Here is a 20,700-nt window from a genome sequence, read left to right as displayed (position 1 = left end):
TTGGGCCTGCATAACGGAGTGGCCGCTGGTCATCGCCGCCATGCGGTGCCATCGGTGTTCGATACCTGCCCGATGTGTGGGCGATTGCCTGTCGACCCGGTACTCATCGAGGGTCAGATGGCGTGCTGGACGTGCACCGCAGCGTGCACGGTATGTGGATCGCCCAGCGTTCCCGGTGATGGCGCCTGCGCGGGATGTATGGCGCTGCTCAACCCGGTGCGAGAGCTGGTCGGATCATGAGAACACCGCGCCTGATGTTCAGCGCCTGCGCCACCATCGACGCCGAAGACCGTTGCCGCAATGCCGAGCTGGCGATCGGCGATGAGCTACGCGCGGCGCTGGAGGCGTTCCCGGGCGTCTTCTGCTCGGTCGAGGAAGCGGCGATGGTGCTGGCTGAAGAGGTCGACGAGCTTTGGGACGAGGTCCGGGCCAACCGGATCGGCAGAGCGCGTGCCGAGGCAGTGCAGGTCGGTGCTATGGCGCTGCGGTTCGTCGCCGACCTCTACGAGAGTGGGCCTGCATCGGAGCGCTACGCGGCGGCCGCGCGGGAATGCCATTGCGTCATCGGTGATGTCGGGCCGGTTGGCCGGACATTGGCGTCGAGTCATGAAGGGTTCGGTTACCTCAAGCGCGAGTACGAGTCCCTGTGGTCGGCGGTGCGCTTCGACGACCCGGCACGCCCGGCCGCGGTTCGCGTGGTGGCGATGGCGGTTCGGTTCATCGCCGAGATTTCCGGGCGGTCGCCTGTGCAGGGCCTGGTGCGATGACATCACTGCCCGCGGGCACGGAGGAACATTGGGGATCCGAGGCGGTGTGCTTTCGCGAGACCCCCGATGCTCCTGAGCTCTGGACATCCGAGCGGAGGCCCGCGCAGCCGGTGTGGACCTATCTGCAACAGATGTGCCAGCGCTGCCCGGTTCAGACACGCTGCGCAGCTGAGGCCGTCGCCGCCGAACAGCAGTCCGGGATCTATGCGGGTGTGTTCGTCCCCGAGCGCCGCAAGAGCAAAGGGTGGTCCGCGGCGATGAATCAGTTGCGCGAGATCGCCGCGGAGTCAGCGGGCGCGGCTTCACCCCGCCCTGGCAAGGGATCCCGGCGTGGGTGAGGCGATGGATGAGCTCGCAACCGCGTTGCGTGTCGAGCTGTGCCGGATATCGACGAGCGCCCGAGTGCGTGTCGTGCACCTGGGCGCACTGCTGGCCTTCACCCCCAGCCGGCGGGTCGGCGGTGGGCTGCACTTTGAGTTCGCTCACCAGGCCACTGCGCGATGGGTGCTCGACACCCTGGTCGAGCCAACCGTATGTTCCCCGCGGCCGGGCGTGGTTCACGTTCCGAGGCCACGAGAGACGCTGCAGCAGTACGGGTTACATGAAGACGGCCGGTGGACGTTCGGCCGAGGCTTGGTTGAGGCCGAAGGTATTGGCAGGGGCGCGGTGCATGCGGCGTCACGGTTCACCCGGCACGGCATGAAGGTGTGCTGCCCGTCGGTGCCAATGATGCTGACCCTAGCGACGGTGCTGGGCCGCCTTGGCATCGAGACGTCGCTGCTGGACAACCCCACGCGCGTAGGCGTCAGGGCCGCCGAGACCGCCGAGGCGCTGACGCGACTGGGCGCGGCTGGCGCCGGTGAGCGGTATCGGGTGATGCGGGATCTGAGCTGCGGCGGTGCACTGACCGGCTCGTCGGTCGTTGACCGTCGCTACCAGCAGCGATCCCTGCGCGCGGCCGGAATGGGCTCGTGACCACCCCTGCGCGTACGCCGCCGTTCGCCTACCGCGGCGGAAAAACTCGGTTGGCCACCCGGATCGCGGCGGCTCTTCCGCGCCATCAGCACTATGTCGAACCCTTCGGCGGAAGCCTGGCGGTATTGCTCGCTAAGCCGGTGAGCTTGATGGAGACGGTCAACGACGTCGACGAGCGGTTGATCACCTTCTGGCGGGTGTTGCGTGAGCGCCCAGCTGAACTCGCGCGTCTGTGCTCGCTGACTCCGCATTCGCGGGCCGAGCACCAGCAGGCATGGGACGCCGACCTCACTGTGCTGAATGAACTGGAAGTCGCGCGTCTGGTGTGGATACAGATCTCCCAGAGTCGTGGTGGCACGCTGCGCCGCACCGGGTGGCGCATGTATGTCGACCCAGCGGGATCGTCGACCAGCATGCCGGGTTATCTCGACGGTTACACCGAACGCATGGCCGCGGCCGCCGAGCGCATGCACCGGGTGAGCTTGGAGTGCCGTCCCGCATTGGATGTGATCGCCCAGTACGGTGCGCACCGCTCCTGTTGCCTCTACGTCGACCCCCCGTATTTGGGTTCCAGCCGTACTGCCGGCGGGGCCGGGTATCGCCATGAGTTCAAGTCCGACGCTGAGCACATCGAGCTGCTGGAGGCGCTGCTGGCGTGTCGGGCAGCTGTGGTCCTCTCCGGCTACCCGTCGGCGATTTATGACGAGGCGTTGGTCGGGTGGTCGCGCTTGGAGGTACCGGCAAAAACTGGGCAGGGCCGCTCCCGGACGGCGCGCTGCGAGGTGCTGTGGTCCAACCGGCCAATTGCCGAACAACTCAGTTTCGACGATGCGGTGGGGTTCCGGCCGCTGCGTCCAGCTATGACGGCGACATTCACCCGATTCGAAGGAGGTTCCAAACTGCATGACTAGCAACATCTTTGAGATTCGAGCAGAAGCGAGTTCCGACAATGAGATCCGGGTCGAGGAGATCGACCAGACCACCGCGCAGGGCGTCTCGCGCGCGGCTCGGGTCGCCTACCGCGGCTGGGAGGTCCACATTGGCCACCACGGCGCAGTGACGGTGCCGATGCAGCCGACAGAGGGCAAGTCCGTGGCTGATCTGGCGACCTGCCTGCGTGCGGCCTATCGGCGAGTAGATGTCGGTGGCCCTACCAGCGGTCCGACCACCGGTGCCGGTCGTACGCCGCGAGGCGGGGAGCTGGGGTCGGTGGTCGGTGAGGTGCTCATGACCGCGGCGGGCGCCTTGGCCGGTAATGCCTCCGCGGTGGCGCACTGCTACATCTACGAAGCCCTGCGAGCTGCCTGGGAGCAGACCGGCCGGGCCGCGCCGTACGCCGCTGTGCTCGCCGCGGTACGCGCGCAGTTGCCGCCGCACACCACGCTCACCGACTTCGCCGCAAAGGTCGACGGCGAATCGATGCTGGCGGTCTTGCGGTCGGCAGCCGAGGTCGCCTTGGCTGCGCCGCTGAGCATCCCTGTCAGCAACACGGTGACCAGAAGTGCCTGAAAGTCGCTTCGCCGGGCGAGAGCGCCGGCTCGGCACGCCCGCCCCCGGCGGCCGATCCCGCCTTGTGGCCGTGGGGGAGGACCACAGCGCCGTCCAACGTCCACCGTCACCCGCTGATCGGATGCCGCGCCGTGACTTCCCACGGATTGAAAGGGGGTGATCTGACTCCGTTACCGGGTTCCCGGCAGTAGGGGGCCACTTCTGACAAATCCATAGTGGGACCGCAAGCCAGAGCCCCCCCGAATGGGGGTCTGGAACGAGATGAACATCCGATCCCCGGAGTAACGCGCTCCGAGTCTCGTGTCGAAACCACCGCTGCCAGACGGTGAGATCGCGGTCCCTGTGCCACCAGGGAGAACACCATGCTAGGTAGTTCTCAGGGTAGCTCCTACCCTGAACACAGTTCAACCGGAGTTCGCCGGGCCGCCCGTCGTGGGGGGGCCGGCGGTGTCGGCATGTCGGCCGCCAGCAGGCGCGGTGCATGCCGGCCGGGGTCGTCGAGGCCGCCGCGCCAGCGGATCGCCTTCGACGACGCTGCCACGGTGCGCGAACGCGTTGAAGGCGCTGCCGCTGGCTTGAAGCTACGTGGGGCGCGCCGTCACGTGCTGGCGGCCGTGCTGCGCTTGTTGTGCGGGTGGAGCAGGCTGTCCGACGACGCGGTGGCGCTGACGCAGATCGTTGAGCTTGTCGCAGCGGCCGGTGAGCGGCGCTACGACGTCAAGACCATCGGGCGGGCGCTGGCCGGGCTAGCTGCAGCCGACCTGATCGTGTATCGGCCTGCTAGGGGCCGCGGTGCCCGCTCGCTGATTGCCGTTCACGGCCAGTTCGTGGGCGATGTCGAGGTGCTCGAACGAGACAGCTCCGGCCGGGTAATCACCAATTGCGGCGGCCATTCGCGGCCCGATTCCGTCACCTTTTCTGGGCCGCGTCCTTATATAGACCAAACGAAGTACCTCCCTACCCTCCGCTGCGACAGGCGGCGGCCGGGTTCGCGACCGACTGAGGTGAAGGTTCCCAAAGGGGAGCTAAAAGCGGTCCTCGATGGGCTGCCCGAGCCTATGGCCAACCTCCCGAAGCACCTGCGGTGGAAGCTCGGAGGCGAGATCCTGCAGCGGTTGAAGCGGGGATGGCGCCCGGATCAGATCCTCGACGTGCTGAGCGCCGATATGCCCGCCGACGTGCAGCGCCCGTACAAGCTGGCGGTCTGGCGCCTCCAGCGCAACGTCGTGGGTTCCGGGCCGCAGTTGCGCCCGCTGCAGCAGGCCTGGGATGCCGAAGCCGCTGCAACGGCCCGTGCCGAAGCTGACGACGCCAAAGCCCGCCGGTACGCCGACGTGGCGGCCGTGACCAGCCCGGAGCTGCGCGCGGAGGTGCTTCGGGCCGACGAGGTGAAGTTCGGGCGGCGGTCGAAGGATCCGGTGGCCGCGTTGGCAGCGGCGGCGCGTCGAGTGGCCGGCATGTTCACGGAGATGCCCCTGGCGGAAGCGTTGGCGCGCTGGGCCAGAGACATCCTGGCCCAGCGCGCGGAACCCGCCGTGGTGGAACCGGTTCCGGCGGTGACGTCGCTGAGCACCGACCTGCTGATCGATCTGGCGATCAGCGGTGGCTGCGACTGCGTGGTCTGCGGCTCCGAGGGCGGCGTTTACCGCCCTGAACTGCCACTCAAGTCGATGGCGAACGTGTGCGACCAGTGCTGGCCGCACATCGCTGCCGACTTGGCCGCAGGTGAAGACGACGCCGAATTCGAGGAGGTGATCCCGGCATGACCGATCTCGACGACGCTCCAGCGCGTACCCAGCACCGACGGCCGGCGGAGCCCTACACCGATCTCGACGATGCTCGCCAACCACCGCAGGACCTAGCGGCCGAGCAGTCCGTACTGGGCGGGATGATGCTGAGCAAGGATGCGATCGCCGATGTGCTCGAACGGCTGCGGCCCAAGGACTTCTACCGGCCCAACCATCAACAGATCTACGACGCGATCCTGGACCTGTTCGGCCAGGGCGAACCGGCGGACGCGGTGACCGTCGCCGCCGAACTCGATCGACGCGGAGTGCTGCGGCGTGTCGGAGGAGCCCCCTACCTGCACACGCTGATCGCCACGGTTCCCACGGCCGCCAATGCCGGCTACTACGCCGGCATCGTCGCCGAGAAGGCCGTCCTGCGCCGCTTGGTGGAGGCCGGCACCCGGGTGGTGCAGTACGGCTACGCCGGCGCCGACGGCGCCGACATCGCCGAGGTCGTCGACCGCGCCCAGGCCGAGATCTACGACGTCACCGAGGACCGCGGCAGTGAGGACATGGTGGCGCTGGAGGACCTGCTGCAGCCCACCATGGACGAGATCGACGCGATCCAGGCCGGCGGCGGTCAAGGCCAAGGAGTTCCGACCGGATTCGCCGATCTCGACGAAGTGACCACCGGCCTGCACGGCGGGCAGATGGTCATCGTCGCGGGCCGTCCCGGCCAAGGGAAATCGACTCTGGCACTTGACTTTATGCGGTCCTGCTCAATCAAGCACGGACACGCGAGCGTCATCTTCAGCTTGGAGATGAGTAAGTCCGAGATTGTGATGCGACTACTGTCGGCTGAGGCCCGCATCAAACTGGCCGACATGCGCGCCGGCCGGATGAGCGACGACGACTGGACGCGCATGGCCCGGCGGATGGGCGAGATCTCCGACGCCCCGTTGTTCATCGACGACTCCCCGAACCTGACCATGATGGAGATCCGCGCCAAGGCGCGCCGGCTCAAGCAGAAGACAGATCTGCAGCTGATCGTGGTGGACTACCTGCAGCTGATGACCTCAGGCAAAAAGGTGGAGTCCCGGCAAACAGAAGTGGCGGAGTTTTCGCGCAGCCTCAAGTTGATGGCCAAGGAACTTGACGTGCCGGTGGTCGCGGTCTGCCAGCTCAACCGCGGACCCGAACAGCGTGTCGACAAGGTTCCACAGCTCTCTGACCTGCGCGAGACCGGTCAGCTGGAACAGGATGCCGACTTGGTAATCCTTATCAACCGCCCGGACGGCTACGACCGGGACAGCCCACGGGCCGGTGAAGCAGACCTCATCCTGGCAAAGCACAGGAACGGGCCAACGAGAACCTGCACCGTGGCGTCAACTCTTCACATGTCCTCGTTCCGCGACCTCGCCCGCGGATAACTAACCCTCATGCTAGCTACGGGTGTAGCATGAGGGCACACCCTCGGTGATGCAGCCTGCATCACCATCGGCACTGAAAGGCGGCACCGCATGACACGGATCAAGCGGAAGATGAAGTCCCTACAGCGGCGCTTGCTGATCACCGCGGCCGCCGCGATAACACTGACCGTGCTAGCCGGAGGCATACCTGAGGAATTGACCTCACTGCTGCCGTCGTCGGCCACGGTCGCAGCCCCGTCCGCGCCAGTGGTGCCCGTGGTGCCTGATGAGCAGATCGGTTCGCTGCTCGATCAGGTGCGCACCGTCGAGGTCTTGCCTGAAGTCGACGGCTATGACCGGAGTTGCAAACGGGGACAAGCGTGTTCATTCGGTCCCGCCTGGAACGACCCCAACGATCACAGCGGATGTGACACTCGCTCGCGGATCCTGCGCAGCCAGCTCGAACATGTTTCCGTCAAGCCTGGAACGCAGGGCTGCAAGGTCCTGTCAGGGGTCCTCGTCGATCCATACACGGCTGAAACCATCCACTTCGACGTCAGTGACCCGGCCGCGGTCCAGGTCGACCACGTGTTTGCTCTCGGGCGCTCATGGGATGCCGGGGCGGCGCATTGGGACCTGCCCCAGCGCGTCGCGTTTGCCAACGATCCGCTGAACCTCATTGCTGTCGGTGGCGCGATCAACCGCGAGAAGTCGGACTCCGGACTGACATGGCTGCCGCCGAACCCGGCCTACCGCTGCCCCTACATCGCCCGCTACCTCACCGTCGCGGTGACTTATGGCCTCGCGATCACCACCGAGGAACGCAACATCGCAGCGGCGACCTGCCCGGCGGTCGCGCCGTGAGACTGACGCCCGTACGCGATGCGCCACCCAAGATCCCTCAGTCGTGGCCCACGCCTAGCATGAGGGCTCACTGCCTACGCAGGAAGGCGACGCCCATGTCGGACGATCCAACACCACCGCCACAGCGACGCTCACGCGCCGAGCGCCGCCGCTACAGCGAGCGCCGCGCGGAGCGCACCGGGGCCGCAGCAGCCAAACGCGGACGCCCCTGGACCATCGGCGACGCGCGTATCGCCCTGGACCTGTCACTGCCGGTGACCGAAGCCGCCATCCAGGTAGGCCGCACCGCCTCAGCCGTCGAGTCTCTGCGGGTCAAATGGCGCCGCGGCACATTGGCTGAAAGCCTCGCCCTGCAAGTACCGCCACCGCCACCGCCGCCCCCACATACCTCCGACGATGCAGGAAAGGGCCGGCCGTGACGACCTATGTAATCAAAGACGGTCGGGTCTTCGAGCTCGGCGAGGACGGCGAAGCCAGCGACATCCTCGACTGGATCACCGCCGAACGCTGTCGCGAACTCGACGGTCCCCTGGTCACACTGTCCCGTCAGCAAGTAGTCACCCGTCTTGGCCGCGGGATCCCCGAGGACTTTCCCGGCCCGGACGTCGTTGTCGGGGATCCCGAGCAAGGGCCCACCCGAGGATGGTGGGAACCCACCGTCCAGCGATACCTGCTCACCGACAGCCAGACAGCCGGTGAGGACAACGCGACCATCGCGGACACCGCAGTCGGCGCCGACGATGACCCACAGCACTGGCCCAGGCGCTCCCGGCAATGGGACGACGTGGCGCTCTCGGCGGCCGATCACCGGGTTCTCATCGCCACCAGCTACGGCATCGTCACCCCGGCCGGCGAAGTCAAATCGCGGCCACTAGGTCAACCCGGCGACCTCGGCAAACTGGCCACCAAGTATCGGTGGAGCAGCCGCGCCGACCAGGGCGACCCCCAAGTCTGGATCACCGGGGAAGCACTCGAAGCGCTGAACTTCCCTGCCGATCAAGCCAACGAGGCGTCCTTGCCCGATCTGGTCGCCGAATTCTTCGGCGCCACAGTGAAATACGCCCAGTCCGGCTACTTCACCTGCCAGTTCAGCGCCGACGAGGGAAGCGGCGGCACCGACCGCACCATCGAACTCATCCTGATGCCGGCAACGTCGCTACAGCCGTCGGCAGCGCGCCCCGCCGACCGGGGCATCATCGGGATCGAAGGCACCGACACCGTGTTGCCCGACGATGAGGTCGACGCGGCGCACCTGCTCGGCGATCGCATCGCCTGGTTGCACGAGATCGACGAGGCCCTGCCCGCACCACGCTGGACGCGCGTGGGTGTGCACATCGCCGAATCCGGCATGCGGCGGGCCCGTCCCAAACCCAAGACCGATCCGCAGGCCAAGGTACTTCCCTGCCCGCTGCCGGCCGCTGTCGACGAGCGCGGCAAGTTCCCCGGCCAGTGGTGGGGCCCGGCCAGCTGGCGGCGCAAGCCCCACCGCAGTCGCGGTAAAGGCACCGACGTCGAACTCGACCAGCAGGCGGCGTATCTACCCTCGGCTGAAGGTCTCTACCTGGGCTACGGCAAACCACAGTGGGAGAGCATCGAGGCAGCAGTGTTCGACGAGCAACGACCACCGTTCGGGCTGTACCAGATCACCGTGCCCGCCGCCGACAGCCTCGACGGGCTGTCGCCAAAGCTGCCCGTGCCGCACCCGGGCATGTCGTGGACCAAGGAATCAACGTTCTGGGCGACCACGATTGATGTCCAGCAGCTCATCGCGCCGCCGGACAACGGTGGCGCTGGTCTGGCCGTGGCCGAACTACAGATCGAAGCGGCCTGGGTGTGGCCCGAACAGCACCAGTGGCTCAAACAGTTCGGTGAAACATTGCGCGCCAGGCTGGTTGCCGCCCGGGCAGCCGGTCGCGCCGACTACGAGAACATGATCAAGGCCATCTACACCAGCTACCTGGGCCGGCTCGCCGGCACCGGTGAGGGCGCGTTCAAGCATCCTTACCTGCACCACCAGCAGCCTGCGTGGTACGCCGCCATTGAAGGGTTCACTCGCTGGCGAGCGCTGCGTTACGCCCGGCGCATCGGCCGCGACTTCGACCTGTACCCGACCGAATGCCTTGCCGATGCGTGGTTTTACCGGGTCCCTGACGGGATCAATCCGGCGGACCTGCAGGACCCGCTGCGTCCTGACGGGACGCGCACCAACGGCAGTTATCGGCTCAAGAGCATCCCCGATGAGTTGCTGTGAAGTTCTGGAAGCTCTCCGGCGGGTCGACGCCTCAGTCCCCACAGGGCGAGGGATTTCAGGAGGCGCTCAAAGTGCTTACCGAGCGGCGCCTCAGCGAGATGCGCGGGGTATGGCAACGCATGCCCGAGCGGATGCGCCGTGCCGAGGCAGGCAGGCGAGCGCGCAAGGAGATGGCCCGCCGTATCGCCCAGCACACCGATAGCGAAGCCCTGTCGGAGGCGACGATTGCGCGCCGCGGCCGCCGCGATCAGCCGCCGGCAGGTGTGGACAAGCTATGGCTGGATCGGTGGGCGGCGATCGATCGCGCTGGTGGTATGACCAAGATGGCCCGCCAGCTCGGCACCACGCCGGCGCGTGTGCGGAGTTGGCGCGACTCCGCTGATCCTGCGGCGAAGCTGCCGTCACGGCGTCGCGACGAGAAGGTGCCCCCGGGCGCTCCGACGCAGCGGATCGGTGTGGAGACCGACGGGTTTGTGATCATCAATGGCAAGGAGTACCCCAAACGCATCCCGGAATCCGGTGGAGAGGACTACGCACCCCTGGATGTCGACCCTCAGGGTGAGGTGATCGAGGCGTGGGTCAACGACGACACCGAACGCCTCTACGAGCTTCTCGCCGACGAGATCGTCATGCAGTGGATTACTCCTCGCTGGGATCTGCCCGCCACCTATGAACTCGGCTACCGGATCGAAACGCTGTTGAAGTTCCTCATCGATCCGTGACCGTGGCCCGTGCGCCGCGGGTTCGGAACTCGTGGGCCGGGCGGCGTAGCTGGGTGGCCAGCCGCCGCCACCCCGGTGGGGTGAGGCGCAGCCCGGAGGTTGCTGCATTCAGCGATGCGGGCAACTGTGCGCTTTGGGCGGCTTGGCGTGAGCGTAGGTCGCGCTCGCGCAGCGCGGCGACGAACTCGCCGTAGGCGGTGTCGATGGGCAGCTGCATGAACAGTGCGTTGAGTCGGCGATAGATTTGGGCGTTGGGCACATCGATGCTGTAGCCAACATGGCGGCCGAGGATGGTCAGCAGTTCGCCACGGCGCAGGACGCGAAACAGCGAGGACATGTCGAGGCGAGACAGGCCACCGCCGGCCGAGCGCACCACATCGAGAGCGTCGTCATCGGTTAGCGTCACCACGCCGATGTGCGCGGCCGTCTGTGCGGCCGCCCGGCTTGCCTTCTGGCGAGTGGTCACGACGTTGACATGTTCGAAACACCTGCTGTAGCAGAGCATCTGCATGTCCAGTCGAGTGAAGCTGTCGAGTCCGTTTTTGATCTCGTACGCAGCGGCAGACTTGTCGGCGACGATTAGGTCAGCGATCGACATGGAGACCCGCAACCCGCTGATAGCGTTGCTGGTGTGCCCCGGTGCGCTCAGTGTGTGGACCAAGCTGTTGGCGAAGACGTACTCACAGCGATATTGGCTGGCAAGTTCGGCGTAAGCCAAGTCGAATGCATCCCCCAGGGTGTCGTCAGGGCCGGCGAGCTCTGCGATCAGGGCGAGCCGATCAGTCGGCAGTGGGTGATGAAGGGCGGCGAGCTGGCGGATGGTTCGGGTGGTGAAGGCTAGTGCCAGCGCTCGACCGAAGTCAGCCATGGCCGGCCCCGCAGCGGCGAAGGGCATCGAGCATGCCGCGCGCCTCGTCGGCGTAGAGAGCGGCGCGGTCACGCTCAGCGGCCGAGGCGGTCGGATCCAGTGCAACGGTCGCCGCCAGATCGCCAGCGTCCACGCAGAACATCCGTCGCCGCTCCGGGGACTCGGCGTTGACCGCGCTGTGCAGGCTCAGCCGCGATGCCGCCAACACGTCGGCCAGGGAGTGTGCAGGCATGGTAGCAACCACCTCCGTTAGTGCGTAAGCCTTAGCAGCGCAAATAGATTCACTCTATTGACTCACGAGGGCCGGTGGTTATCCAGACCACCGCAAACCCGAGCCCACTGCGCGGCCTAGCGGGGTTGAGAAGCGCGGCTGCCGGTCCTAGCGGCCCGCAGCGGCGTGACGGCGCCGCGCCTTATTCAGAATGTTCAGCGCCGCGTCGAGGACCTGTGGGTCCTGCATCGCTGCCTGCAGCGCATCCATCTTGGCCACTCCAACCTCGTTGCATACCAGGCCGGACACGGTGTACAGGAGCAAGGCGTCCTCGCCGATGTCGGCATCAAGAATGCGGTCTCCCTCGATCATCCGCAGCACTGTACGTCTGCGTGCCCGAGTGAGGTCTGGTGCCGCATACGCCCGAGGAGCGCGGGGCAGATTCGGGCCGGGTGCGGCCCCGCGCCGGCCTGGCGTTGTGGGAGCAAGGAATCCGCGTTTACGTGCTGTGGCAATCCAGTCGCGGATGGTCGGTTCAGGTCGGTCGAACATTGTTGAGACGCGCCCGATCGCTCCGCGGCCGCGGGCTGCTTCACCGATGTAGGCCTCGGCGACCTCGATCAGCAGCTCGTCGCTGAGTTCCGGGCGCCCCTTGCGCCTGGCGGTCACCGTGGTTGTGTTCTCCAGAGCTCGACGCTGATCGCCGGAGAGGTCCTCGACCCGCAGGCGTGTGTTCCCGGGCATCTGCTGTATGCCCTCGTTGCGCCACGAATCATCGGGCAGGTCGCGTTCGACGCGAGCGAGGATGTCCCCGAGCGGGATGCGGCGCAGCGTATCGCTTGTGATCAGGGTCGTGGGCTCGTCGGGGTCGATAGGGTCTTGGTCATCGGGATGCAGGTAGTTGTCGTGGTCGTCGAAGCAGCCCCAGTTGCGTCGGAACAGCTCCAGCTCGGCGACCTCAAGTCCGCGGCCGCGGTTGATCAGAACCGCATACACAGTGACGGGCAGATCTTCGCAGTAGTAGACGATGTCGCAGACATAGCCGGGGCCACGAGGCTTTTCTTTGATGTAGATCTCTAGGCGGTCTCTTGGCCACTCCTCGTCGACGGTGGCGGCGTAGCTGTCGGAGGCCCCATTGCGTGGCCCGAAGCCCATGTCGAAGAACGATCCCTTGGTGAGATCAACCAGCTGGCGCATACGACTGCCGGTGTATGACAGATCCCGTATACGCAGGTCGGGGTCGTTGATGAAGTCGACTCCGGCGCTGCCGGTGGTCTCGCTGCTACCCATGAAACCAGGCTAAGCCAGTAGGTCCGCGAAAGAGAGGAGAAAACTGTACGAGTTAGCTCGCGGAGTAAGTCAGCGTCTCGGCTAGTGCGTGGGCCCCTTTGGCTTTGGTTCGTACCCCGCAGGTCGTTACGACCGGAGGTGAAACTCGGGGACGACGAACTGCACGGTGAAGGGGTCTAGTCGTACCGGGCCCGGGAATGAGAACCACCGCTTTGGGGGATCAACGGTCCGGTATCGGCCCTGTGTGAACAATGCGGCCGGCGAAGTCCATTTGATCCCAGGCAGAAGCGCCACCTCGGCGGTGTAGAGCATATCTCTGCCCTTGCTGTCCTTGTTCCCCGTGGAATGCATGTGCGCGACAATGTGGACGCCGTAGTGAGAATCGTTGTCGACGTTGCTATCTCGCACACTCATTCTGGCCATGGGGGTATTGATATCCCAATCTCGCTCAGCCCCGTTTTCAAACCCATAGACCTTGTCTTTGCGGTACATCTGGATATCGAATCCCTGATAAAGATGCTTCGCCGTTGGCCGGCCAACGGACTTCGGCCATCGAATCGATGCCCAGACCAGAGTCTCGTCCACGACCATTGCCGCCGGGAACTTCGCTAGCAGATCAGGGGGCGTGTGACGCGGTGGACGAGAGATGTCCCATGGGACGGCATCCAGAGCCGCTAACACCTCATCAGGAATATCTGCGTCGAACTCGGTCATCTGCATCCCCCGGGCCGCTCACGAGTTGCCTTGATCAGACTACGTTCACACGGCCGCCGGCGGTTCGAATTGCCAGAGTTGCTATTCGCCAACTTGCGGGCAGCAACGGACCGTCAACGGCGAAGGACGTTGACCCGCGGCTTTTCGATCAGGGGCGCATCGTCAGGCCCTTTTATATGGGGGCCAATCCATTTCGGCTCGCGCAGGCTCCGGTTCGGGCCCTTGGCCTGCTGGCGCCAGTGGGGGCGCACCCACCAGCGGTGGCTGTACTGACGATGGGACTCGTCAGTGCTTTCGGCAGGATTGCCAGGCTCGGTACGGTGCCGAATGTCGACCAGGGTCACCTGCGCCGGCAGCTTGGTTCCGGATCCCTTCTGCCGCGCCGGCTCACCTTGTCGGGTACCGGAATGATCTGAAAGGGTGCGAGTCTGAGTGGTGCTGGCCTGATGCATCAATAGCCAGGCAGCGCCGACGACACTGATGAACGGATGGGCATCCTCGGCGCCGTTGGCCTCTGCGGTGCGATTAGCGCGGGGATCGACCACAATGCTGGTTGCCGCCCAGAGTGGGGTGGTCACCTGATACGGCTCCAGCAGGGCGGCCTGCTTGGTGAACCGGCTCGCCGGCGCGAGCTGAAGGAAACCATCAGAGCGGGTCCACCACCAGACCCCGTCCCAGCTGACATCGGCGGTCGCGGAGCCGGGCGCGCCGAACGGCACCGAACCGGCGGGCTTAGCCCAGCAGAGCAGACCGTTGGGACAAGGGATCGCGAGCGCCGGTGTCCACTCCGGCAATGACGACGCTGCTTCCACGATGAAGTCGACCATCGGACGCGCAACCCAGAACAACTCGGCGTCGCGCAGGGCGGCCGTCTCGGTCTGCATGACCCGCAGCTGTGCGGCCAGCTGGTCCTGCATCTGCCGACGGCGGGCTGCCGACGCGCGGTCGTGGAACGGGGCTGGTGGGGCCAACCCAACATCGGAGAAGCGGTGAGCCACTGCATCGAGAGCGTTACACCACCGCTGGCGGATCTCGGGGACGCTGGTTGCTGCCCAGGTCGGCGATGCACGCCGGCCGCTCATCGGGCCGCCACCGAGGTCGTCCGGGCCCGCGCGTTGGCGGGCTCGATGGTGCCGACCGTCTTCATCTGGGCAGTCTGACAGATGCGCCGTCTTCGACGCTGCAGCAAATGCCTCTGGTCGATGGCGGTAAACTTGGCCCCCACAGGCCACACAAGGGGAGGTAGCCGCCCATGGCGCTTGAAGTCGATACACACGCCGTTGACACCTACGCCGAGTCCTGCCGGACCGTCGGCGCCGAGGTCCAGGCAGATTGTCAGGCAGACCCTTCGGTTGTTGCGGCGATGGAATCGGGATACGGGCCGGTCGGGGCCGCATTCACCGCCGCGTTTGGCGAGTTCCAAACGGCTCTGCAAGCGGCAGGCGCGCATGTGGCCAGCCGGTACGAGCGCCACGCAGACGACCTCCGGGATGCCTCGCAGCGCTACACATCCTCCGATCAAGACGGTGCACAGCGAGTCGGGGCGGTGGAGGCTACGCCGGTCGGCGCCTTCGACGGTCCTGGCGGATACGCCGACCCTAACTGGGGCGATTTCACCGAGGGCAGCATTCAGCCGCTGCCCACCGGGCCCGCGGGCGCCGGCCCGGGGCCCAGCGTGAGCGGTGGCCTGGCTCCGGTGCGGCTCACTTAAACTGCGGCCACGTGCCCAAGGGAAAGAGGAGGCGTGCGGAACAACAGCAATGCGTGGACCGGGGCGTGGATCAGTCCCAACGGTGTTGATCATTGGGTTCAGCGCGGCTACTGCGTGACCTGTGGCGGTCTTCACCAGCAGCCGGACGACGCCAGGGCAACCGTTGTAACCACCAGGCATATTCGAAAAGGGTGATCGAAACTCCCGGCAGGCTGCCGGTCTGTCGCGAACGGCCTGCCGCGTCGCGTACACACCATCCGCTGCTCCGCGGCAGCAGATCGGCAGCCTGCGGTTTCTCGATGGCGGCTCACGTAGCTTGTTTGAATCGGGGAATGGAGTACTCGTTGCGCGGAGTCGGTCTAGCCGTTGTCGTCGGGTGCGGGTTAGTTGCTGGGTGCGCCGGCAATGAAGCACCGGCTGATCGTTCTTCGCCAGTGGTGACGACCACAACTGTCACTGCACCGAGGACGGCGCCGAGCAGTTCGCCGGCAGCACCGCTCGCCCCAGGTGGATCAGCCGCGCCGGATACAGATACATCAGACGGGCCCGCAGAATCGGCGCCCCCGCACGGGAAGACACTGGCCGGCCAGGACTCGATGTGTACCTCGCCCACGGTCGGGGCACCGGTTGATCTGATCTCGACGCAGGTCCGTGTGGGGGACACCCCCGGATGGGAGGGCACAACCGCCGAGGTGACCATCACCTACACCGGCGATGTTCCTCCCACTGCCCCAGTGCTGTGGTCGCTACTGGCGAGTAACCCGGACGGAGATTTCGTCCAACTGGGCTACGACGAGCTCGGCGGGCAGACACTGGAGTACTTCTGGTTCGAGTCGCCACGCGATGGGCAGGCGATGAACCACAACATGGTCGGGGGCGCCGACACCAGCGAGGCCGGCACCATCAGAATGGTCTTGCCCGCCGCAGCTGTGAGCCTGCTTGGCGACGTGTGGTGGTGGTCAACAGCGGTCAACGTCGACAGTGAAGACGTCGACACCTGCTGATAGCGAGATCGCGCCAACCCCGCTTATGCCAAACAACACACCAGCCGCACCCTCCCCACCCGGCACAGGGGTGGGGAGGGTGCGGCGTGTTGTACAGCTGTCGGGTAGGAGGAGGAGGCGGGCGGTGGTGGCGCTCAGCGGCAGCCGTGAGCATCGAGTGGCCACTGTGTGGCGCATTTTGTCGGTGTAGCACAGTAGAATTGGCGGTAATGGCACGCTATTGGGCTGGCCTGGCATCCCACGGAAAGGGGATTCTGTCGTGACTGCTTCGGTGTTGGGTTCTCGGGTTGTTGATCGAATGGTAATTCCCTCAGGGCTGGTAACCCAGACGCTGGTCGTTGTGCGACCGAGTCCGGGGCATATCTCGGTGTCGGATTCGCGAACGGATCTGGCGGTGGTGTCGGTGCAGTGGGGTGAAGTCCTGATGCGGTTCACCTCGGCGGCGCAGGTGTCCGCGGTGCTGGAAGCGTTCGGTGCTGTGCGTGAGGCTCTGCGTGGCGCTGTGGGCACAGCGATGCTCGGGGAGCAGCGTGAGGAGTGGCCGGGCGTGTCGGTGGTGTCGGTGACGTGGACGCGACCGCCGGAATGGTCAGTGGTGCCCCAGTGCGGCGTTCGGCAGCGTGGGGGCAGTGAGGTGCAGTGGGTGGACGTGCACATGGGGCCTGTGCTGTGGCGCGTGGTGGACTGGGCTGGATATGAGGCTGCGCTGGCGGTGCTTCGCAACGCGCATAGAACAGCGGTAGCGGTGTTCGCAGACGGAGGCCGATTCCGGGCCGACCCGTCGAAGATCGACGCGATTGGTGGCCAGCGAGCCCGCGTGCGGACGGGGAGCGAGTAGCGCGATGTGGCCGACAGGAACACAGATCAGTGGCGACGGCAGATATGCCATTCTCCCGGACGGAACACTGGGGTGGAATCGTCTGGGCGAAGACGATGTTCGCCGTGAGCTCAGGCGGTGGGACCTGGGCGCGGAGCGGCCAGCCGAAGGCTGGAGAGTGGCGGTCTGCAACAGGGCCGGCGCCACGTTGTGGGCGAGCGACCCCATCGCCCGCGTGGAGTGCGTCGGCGTGGCGAGGCAGCGCATCGCCGAGATATGGCCGGGATCGACCCTGACGGAGCACAGGTGCGGGCTCAATGCCTATCGCCGGGGGTATCGACCCGACTGTGGAATGCCGCACGCAGAGTGGCACCTCGGCGGTGCGTTGTACGTCGGTACGCCTGGGTCGGCCGGATAGCAGGTGTCAGAGCGTCACGACGGAGGCACCTCTGACGTACTCAATCCGGCTGGATCGATAGCTGCGTATCGGGCTTTCGGGATAGGTGTGCCCGTGGATGACGAGCAGTGGGCGGTTGGTGTCGATCCAGTCGCATAGTGCGGTGATGCCAACATGGGCCGGGTCGGTGTGATCGTTGATGCCGGCCGGGGGGCAGTGCGTAACGAGGACGTCCGCGGCGGGCAGGTAGGCAACCATCTCGGCATACTCGGCTTGGGTGTAGAGAATGTCGCGGCCGCGCCGTTTGTAGCGGACGCAGCCTTCGAGCCCGACGAATGAGGTGCCGTCGACCTCAACGCGATTGAGGTGAAGGTTGGTGACGCCGAGGGTGTCCAAGTAGCTTCCGTTGCAGTGATTCCCATAGACACCGTAGGTAGGTACTGATACCTCGGTGAGTTGTGCTCGGCGTAGCCAGGTTTCGTTGAGGTCACCCGCTGTGACGACAATGTCGGCCTGGTGGGTAGTGACGGCTTCGGGAATGGCGCCCCACTCGGGCTCGGTGTCGGCGAGAACCAGCATGCGCATAGATCCCGATTATCGACCGGATCCCCCAGTGCCAGTGAAGGTGGTGGGTCGGCTCAGTGGAAGTGATGGTGCCTTGTGCCGGGATCGAACCGGCGACCTTTCGCTTTTCAGGCGAACGCTCATCCCAACTGAGCTAACAAGGCCCTTCTATTACAACGTATTTGGTGCACGGACGCATCCGATTTTCTGCTGTCGGCCTTGTCAGCGAGCAGTGGGTTCAGTCTTGTCCCAGATTCTTTCGGGATCGTTGAGTGAGAGCCAGATGCTCAGGTCCCACCCGCGGGTGTTCGCGTAGTCGCGGACATAGCGATTGTGGACGTTGTTGATGATGTCGGCGTGTGTCCCGGTCCACGGCTGGATGTAAGCGGGGTCACCGCCAACAACGTCCCCGATGAGGAGGCGCCCCTGCTTGAGAAGTGCCGCGATGAGGTCGGTAGCCAGCGAGCGGCGGTCGTCGGCGGTATCGGCGATGTCGCTGTGGGCGACGAGTGAATCGAGGTGTGCCATTGGCAGCACGTCGCCGTCGAGACTGTCGAGCAGCTTGGCGCATAGGTCAGCCAGGGCGCGTTCCTGTGCGGCGTGCGGAGGGGCGCCTTCGGGGCTGACCACAATGTTGACCTTCCGTAGTAGACGCGACGGCTGACCGTCATGGTGCCGATCCGCGTACTCCACAGTGTAGCACTTGTGCTATTGTTGGCGAGTGGAAACGGTGGGCTTGCGTGAACTGCGACAGAATGCCTCGGACCTCATTCGCCGTGTTGAAGAGGGCGAGGAAATCACGATTACTGTGGCTGGACGGCCGGGTGCGCGTTTGGTGCCGGCGACACCGCGGGCATGGCGGCGATGGTCCGATGTGGCGGAACTCTTCGGGGGGCCCGCAGATCCCGCCTGGGATGCGGATCGCGACGAAATAGACCATGGCGTGCGGGATCCGTGGATCGTCCGGTGAGAGCGATCCTGGACACCAGCGTGGTGATAGCGGCGGATGTAGCTCCCGTTGAGGGGGAACTGGCGGTCAGCGCGGTGACGTTGGCCGAACTGCACTTCGGTGTCCTTGTGGCCAAGGAAAGCAAGGTCCGCGCTGAACGGTTGCGACGACTTCTCCTACTGCAACGGAGCTTTGATGCCTTGCCGCTCGATGAAGCTGTGGCGGCCAGCTACGGCCAAATCGCCGCCGCAGTGGTGGATGCCGGGCGACAGCCGCGAGCTCGATCGATGGATCTGCTCATCGCGGCGACAGCGCACGCACATTCGGCCAGGCTCTACACACGAAATCTTGGCGACTTTCGCGGCCTTGAGAGCCTGGTAGAGATCATCGCAGTGTGATCCGCGCAACGGGGTGCTGCCCTGTGTGTGCTGATCAACCGTGTCCGCGCGGGTTGTTGGGGCCGAGTTGGTCGAGGATCATCTGGCCGAGAATGCGCAAGGCGGGGTTGTCACTGTTGATCAGTTCTTCTGGTGGGATGTACGTGCCCCAGGTGGGGTCGGGCGGCGTTGCAGGGGTGGGCATGTCGGGTACACCGCCGCGAGGGTTGATGTGGACTTTGGTGTAGTCCTGCCCGGGGATGGTGAAGTCTAGAGCGGGTAGGTTGTTGGACCCGGCCACGGGCCGTTGTCCGATGGTGGTGCCGTCGGGGAGCTGGTAGCGGGTGCCCTTGCTGGGCTGTCCGTAGCCGTCGGGTATCTGGGTGCCGCCTTGGATGGCCCACTCCCAGAGGTTCTGAAGGTCTTCAGGGGTGCGTACCTCGCGAATGTGGGGTCGGTTGCCGATGGGTAGTTGGTGGAGGACTTCGGCGATCTCTGTGCCTGTCGGAGGCTTGTCAGGATCAGGTGGAGGGGCTTGCGGGACGGTGTGGTCGATGAGCTGGATGCCGTCATCGGCCTCGGGTGTGGTCGGCAGCTCACTGGTAAGTGCCAACACTTCCTGCGCGAGGGTGGCGAGCTGACTGGCGAGGCCGACGACAAGGGCGCCGGCCTCATCGATGCGGAGTGCGCCGGCTGCAAGTAGTGCGGCGTGGCCGGCGGGTGTGTTAGCGATAGGGGACAAGACCGCTTTGTCGTGTTCCCATTCGGCCTGGATTGCAGCGAGTTGGTGTCGCGCATCGGCAACGACGGCGTTGGCGTGTTCGATGGCTGCGGCAGCCCTGAGGTGTGTGTTGCGGAGCTGTTGGATATCGGCTGCGAGTTGAGCTGAGGTTGCGGTTGCTCGGTCACTGGCGATACCTCGCCAGGAGGCGACACCGGCGGGGTTTGCCGTGGTGATCTGAAGTGGCCGTGGAGTGGGCGCTTGGCCGGTGCCGAGCAGTGCCTGGGCCTCGCGGAGCGCCGCGTCGACAGCGTCAGCGACCATTGCCACATGGTAGGTGCAGGTGGTTGGCGTTGGAGTTGTCGACGGGTGAAGTCCCGTTTCGGCGGGGGGAGCGGTGCTTGTCCGTCCGCGGGCTCGACGCGCGTCGAGTGTGCGGGGTTTAGCGGGGGGTGTGCTGGCGGAGCCAGCGCGGGTGTTGGTGGTGGGGGAGTGTCCGGGTTGGGTGCCAGCCATGGACGTGTTTGGCATGAGGGTGTGGTGCCCGGGAACGTGGGTTGGCGTCGGAGGCGGGGACACGTAATCGCTTGGGCAGCAACAGAAGTAGCACAGATGCGTCTGGTCTGCGCCTGCTGTGATCGCAAAACTGTTGCTACACTGTAGATATGGCGTAGGGATGCGGAGCATTCCCGGAAATGACTGCAGTACAACAGAAATAGGTGAGCATGCGAGCGCGGAGCGCGAAGGCGCGAAACACACAGTGGTAAAGCAACATTCAAAGTCGCGCGAAGCGTGACGGCGGGTATCTGGAAACTCGAAAACAATTGCAGCACAACGTAACACGACAAGCTAC

Annotated in this window: 24 protein-coding genes, 1 tRNA gene and 1 pseudogene; 16 read left to right on the top strand and 10 right to left on the bottom strand. The window is 65.5% G+C overall.

Annotated features, from left to right (window positions below; translation table 11 throughout):
- The first annotated feature begins 236 nt into the window (after positions 1–236).
- The 11 genes and pseudogenes from ACNUDN_RS28280 to ACNUDN_RS28230 all read left to right on the top strand — a co-directional run bounded on the left by ACNUDN_RS28280 (position 237) and on the right by ACNUDN_RS28230 (position 10,224).
- Positions 237–767, top strand: a complete 531-nt coding sequence (locus tag ACNUDN_RS28280; protein ID WP_419125379.1) for a hypothetical protein — start codon at positions 237–239, stop codon at positions 765–767.
- The gene (locus tag ACNUDN_RS28275; protein ID WP_011896283.1) at positions 764–1,105 is read left to right on the top strand and encodes a WhiB family transcriptional regulator; all 342 of its coding nucleotides are present in this window, start codon (positions 764–766) and stop codon (positions 1,103–1,105) included. Before ACNUDN_RS28280 ends, ACNUDN_RS28275 begins: the two co-directional genes overlap by 4 nt.
- 4 nt (positions 1,106–1,109) lie before the next feature.
- A complete protein-coding gene (locus tag ACNUDN_RS28270) occupies positions 1,110–1,742 on the top strand; it encodes a hypothetical protein (protein ID WP_419125380.1) in 633 nt (210 codons plus the stop codon).
- A complete protein-coding gene (locus ACNUDN_RS28265; protein ID WP_011896285.1) occupies positions 1,739–2,653 on the top strand; it encodes a DNA adenine methylase in 915 nt (304 codons plus the stop codon). Before ACNUDN_RS28270 ends, ACNUDN_RS28265 begins: the two co-directional genes overlap by 4 nt.
- On the top strand, positions 2,646–3,251 hold the full coding sequence (locus tag ACNUDN_RS28260; protein WP_011896286.1) for a hypothetical protein: 606 nt from the start codon (positions 2,646–2,648) through the stop codon (positions 3,249–3,251). The genes ACNUDN_RS28265 and ACNUDN_RS28260 overlap by 8 nt, the downstream gene beginning before the upstream one ends.
- A 455-nt stretch (positions 3,252–3,706) precedes the next feature.
- Positions 3,707–5,017: a hypothetical protein gene (locus tag ACNUDN_RS28255; protein ID WP_419125381.1), complete on the top strand. Its 1,311-nt coding sequence runs from the start codon at positions 3,707–3,709 to the stop codon at positions 5,015–5,017.
- Positions 5,018–5,088: 71 nt separating this feature from the next.
- Positions 5,089–6,408: pseudogene (gene dnaB / locus ACNUDN_RS28250) on the top strand (replicative DNA helicase); the annotation flags it as partial.
- Between the two features lie 90 nt (positions 6,409–6,498).
- Positions 6,499–7,251, top strand: coding sequence for an HNH endonuclease family protein (locus ACNUDN_RS28245; RefSeq protein WP_011896289.1), 753 nt, complete (start codon positions 6,499–6,501; stop codon positions 7,249–7,251).
- A gap of 95 nt (positions 7,252–7,346) precedes the next feature.
- Positions 7,347–7,670 carry a hypothetical protein gene (locus ACNUDN_RS28240; protein WP_081437730.1) on the top strand — a complete coding sequence of 108 codons (324 nt, stop codon included), beginning with the start codon at positions 7,347–7,349 and terminating at the stop codon, positions 7,668–7,670.
- A complete protein-coding gene (locus ACNUDN_RS28235; RefSeq protein ID WP_011896290.1) occupies positions 7,667–9,502 on the top strand; it encodes a hypothetical protein in 1,836 nt (611 codons plus the stop codon). Before ACNUDN_RS28240 ends, ACNUDN_RS28235 begins: the two co-directional genes overlap by 4 nt.
- Entirely contained in the window at positions 9,499–10,224 is a 726-nt protein-coding gene (locus ACNUDN_RS28230) for a hypothetical protein (RefSeq protein WP_011896291.1), read from the top strand. The genes ACNUDN_RS28235 and ACNUDN_RS28230 overlap by 4 nt, the downstream gene beginning before the upstream one ends.
- Here ACNUDN_RS28230 and ACNUDN_RS28225 read toward each other — a convergent pair.
- The 5 genes from ACNUDN_RS28225 to ACNUDN_RS28205 form a co-directional block, all read right to left on the bottom strand.
- A complete protein-coding gene (locus ACNUDN_RS28225) occupies positions 10,211–11,092 on the bottom strand; it encodes a sce7726 family protein (protein ID WP_011896292.1) in 882 nt (293 codons plus the stop codon). The two genes, ACNUDN_RS28230 and ACNUDN_RS28225, sit on opposite strands and share 14 nt — an antisense overlap.
- Positions 11,085–11,324: a hypothetical protein gene (locus tag ACNUDN_RS28220; protein ID WP_041801135.1), complete on the bottom strand. Its 240-nt coding sequence runs from the start codon at positions 11,322–11,324 to the stop codon at positions 11,085–11,087. The genes ACNUDN_RS28225 and ACNUDN_RS28220 overlap by 8 nt, the downstream gene beginning before the upstream one ends.
- A 147-nt stretch (positions 11,325–11,471) precedes the next feature.
- Positions 11,472–12,593, bottom strand: a complete 1,122-nt coding sequence (locus tag ACNUDN_RS28215) for a hypothetical protein (protein ID WP_011896293.1) — start codon at positions 12,591–12,593, stop codon at positions 11,472–11,474.
- A gap of 126 nt (positions 12,594–12,719) precedes the next feature.
- A complete protein-coding gene (locus ACNUDN_RS28210) occupies positions 12,720–13,307 on the bottom strand; it encodes a hypothetical protein (protein ID WP_011896294.1) in 588 nt (195 codons plus the stop codon).
- Between the two features lie 113 nt (positions 13,308–13,420).
- On the bottom strand, positions 13,421–14,389 hold the full coding sequence (locus ACNUDN_RS28205; RefSeq protein WP_011896295.1) for a hypothetical protein: 969 nt from the start codon (positions 14,387–14,389) through the stop codon (positions 13,421–13,423).
- A gap of 170 nt (positions 14,390–14,559) precedes the next feature.
- Between ACNUDN_RS28205 and ACNUDN_RS28200 the strand changes: the two genes are divergently transcribed.
- The gene (locus tag ACNUDN_RS28200) at positions 14,560–15,018 is read left to right on the top strand and encodes a type VII secretion target (RefSeq protein ID WP_011896296.1); all 459 of its coding nucleotides are present in this window, start codon (positions 14,560–14,562) and stop codon (positions 15,016–15,018) included.
- Between the two features lie 453 nt (positions 15,019–15,471).
- Here ACNUDN_RS28200 and ACNUDN_RS28195 read toward each other — a convergent pair whose 3' ends face one another.
- Positions 15,472–15,597: a hypothetical protein gene (locus tag ACNUDN_RS28195; RefSeq protein ID WP_419125382.1), complete on the bottom strand. Its 126-nt coding sequence runs from the start codon at positions 15,595–15,597 to the stop codon at positions 15,472–15,474.
- Between the two features lie 74 nt (positions 15,598–15,671).
- Between ACNUDN_RS28195 and ACNUDN_RS28190 the strand changes: the two genes are divergently transcribed.
- Both ACNUDN_RS28190 and ACNUDN_RS28185 read left to right on the top strand, forming a co-directional pair.
- Positions 15,672–16,022: a hypothetical protein gene (locus tag ACNUDN_RS28190; protein ID WP_049777527.1), complete on the top strand. Its 351-nt coding sequence runs from the start codon at positions 15,672–15,674 to the stop codon at positions 16,020–16,022.
- A gap of 340 nt (positions 16,023–16,362) precedes the next feature.
- Positions 16,363–16,860, top strand: a complete 498-nt coding sequence (locus tag ACNUDN_RS28185) for a hypothetical protein (RefSeq protein ID WP_419125383.1) — start codon at positions 16,363–16,365, stop codon at positions 16,858–16,860.
- Positions 16,861–17,263: 403 nt separating this feature from the next.
- On the opposite strand, the gene ACNUDN_RS28180 is transcribed toward ACNUDN_RS28185, so the two are convergent.
- The 3 genes from ACNUDN_RS28180 to ACNUDN_RS28170 all read right to left on the bottom strand — a co-directional run bounded on the left by ACNUDN_RS28180 (position 17,264) and on the right by ACNUDN_RS28170 (position 18,430).
- Positions 17,264–17,821, bottom strand: coding sequence for a metallophosphoesterase family protein (locus ACNUDN_RS28180; RefSeq protein WP_041801137.1), 558 nt, complete (start codon positions 17,819–17,821; stop codon positions 17,264–17,266).
- Positions 17,822–17,887: 66 nt separating this feature from the next.
- Positions 17,888–17,964, bottom strand: a tRNA-Phe gene (locus ACNUDN_RS28175).
- A 58-nt stretch (positions 17,965–18,022) separates the two neighbouring features.
- The gene (locus ACNUDN_RS28170; RefSeq protein WP_158022129.1) at positions 18,023–18,430 is read right to left on the bottom strand and encodes a nucleotidyltransferase family protein; all 408 of its coding nucleotides are present in this window, start codon (positions 18,428–18,430) and stop codon (positions 18,023–18,025) included.
- A 91-nt stretch (positions 18,431–18,521) separates the two neighbouring features.
- On the opposite strand from ACNUDN_RS28170, the gene ACNUDN_RS28165 reads away from it, so the two are divergent.
- Both ACNUDN_RS28165 and ACNUDN_RS28160 read left to right on the top strand, forming a co-directional pair.
- A complete protein-coding gene (locus tag ACNUDN_RS28165; RefSeq protein ID WP_011896301.1) occupies positions 18,522–18,770 on the top strand; it encodes a type II toxin-antitoxin system Phd/YefM family antitoxin in 249 nt (82 codons plus the stop codon).
- Positions 18,755–19,147, top strand: a complete 393-nt coding sequence (locus tag ACNUDN_RS28160; RefSeq protein ID WP_419125384.1) for a type II toxin-antitoxin system VapC family toxin — start codon at positions 18,755–18,757, stop codon at positions 19,145–19,147. The genes ACNUDN_RS28165 and ACNUDN_RS28160 overlap by 16 nt, the downstream gene beginning before the upstream one ends.
- Before the next feature lie 34 nt (positions 19,148–19,181).
- Here the strand turns inward: ACNUDN_RS28160 and ACNUDN_RS28155 are convergent, their stop codons facing one another.
- Positions 19,182–20,171: a hypothetical protein gene (locus ACNUDN_RS28155; protein ID WP_011896303.1), complete on the bottom strand. Its 990-nt coding sequence runs from the start codon at positions 20,169–20,171 to the stop codon at positions 19,182–19,184.
- Between the last annotated feature and the right edge of the window lie 529 nt (positions 20,172–20,700).

It is taken from the genome of Mycobacterium sp. smrl_JER01 (genome assembly GCF_048513595.2).
In the GTDB taxonomy this organism is placed as follows: Bacteria; Actinomycetota; Actinomycetes; order Mycobacteriales; family Mycobacteriaceae; genus Mycobacterium.
Note: the sequence above shows the minus strand (reverse complement) of the source record. Positions and strands in the feature narration are given on the sequence as shown.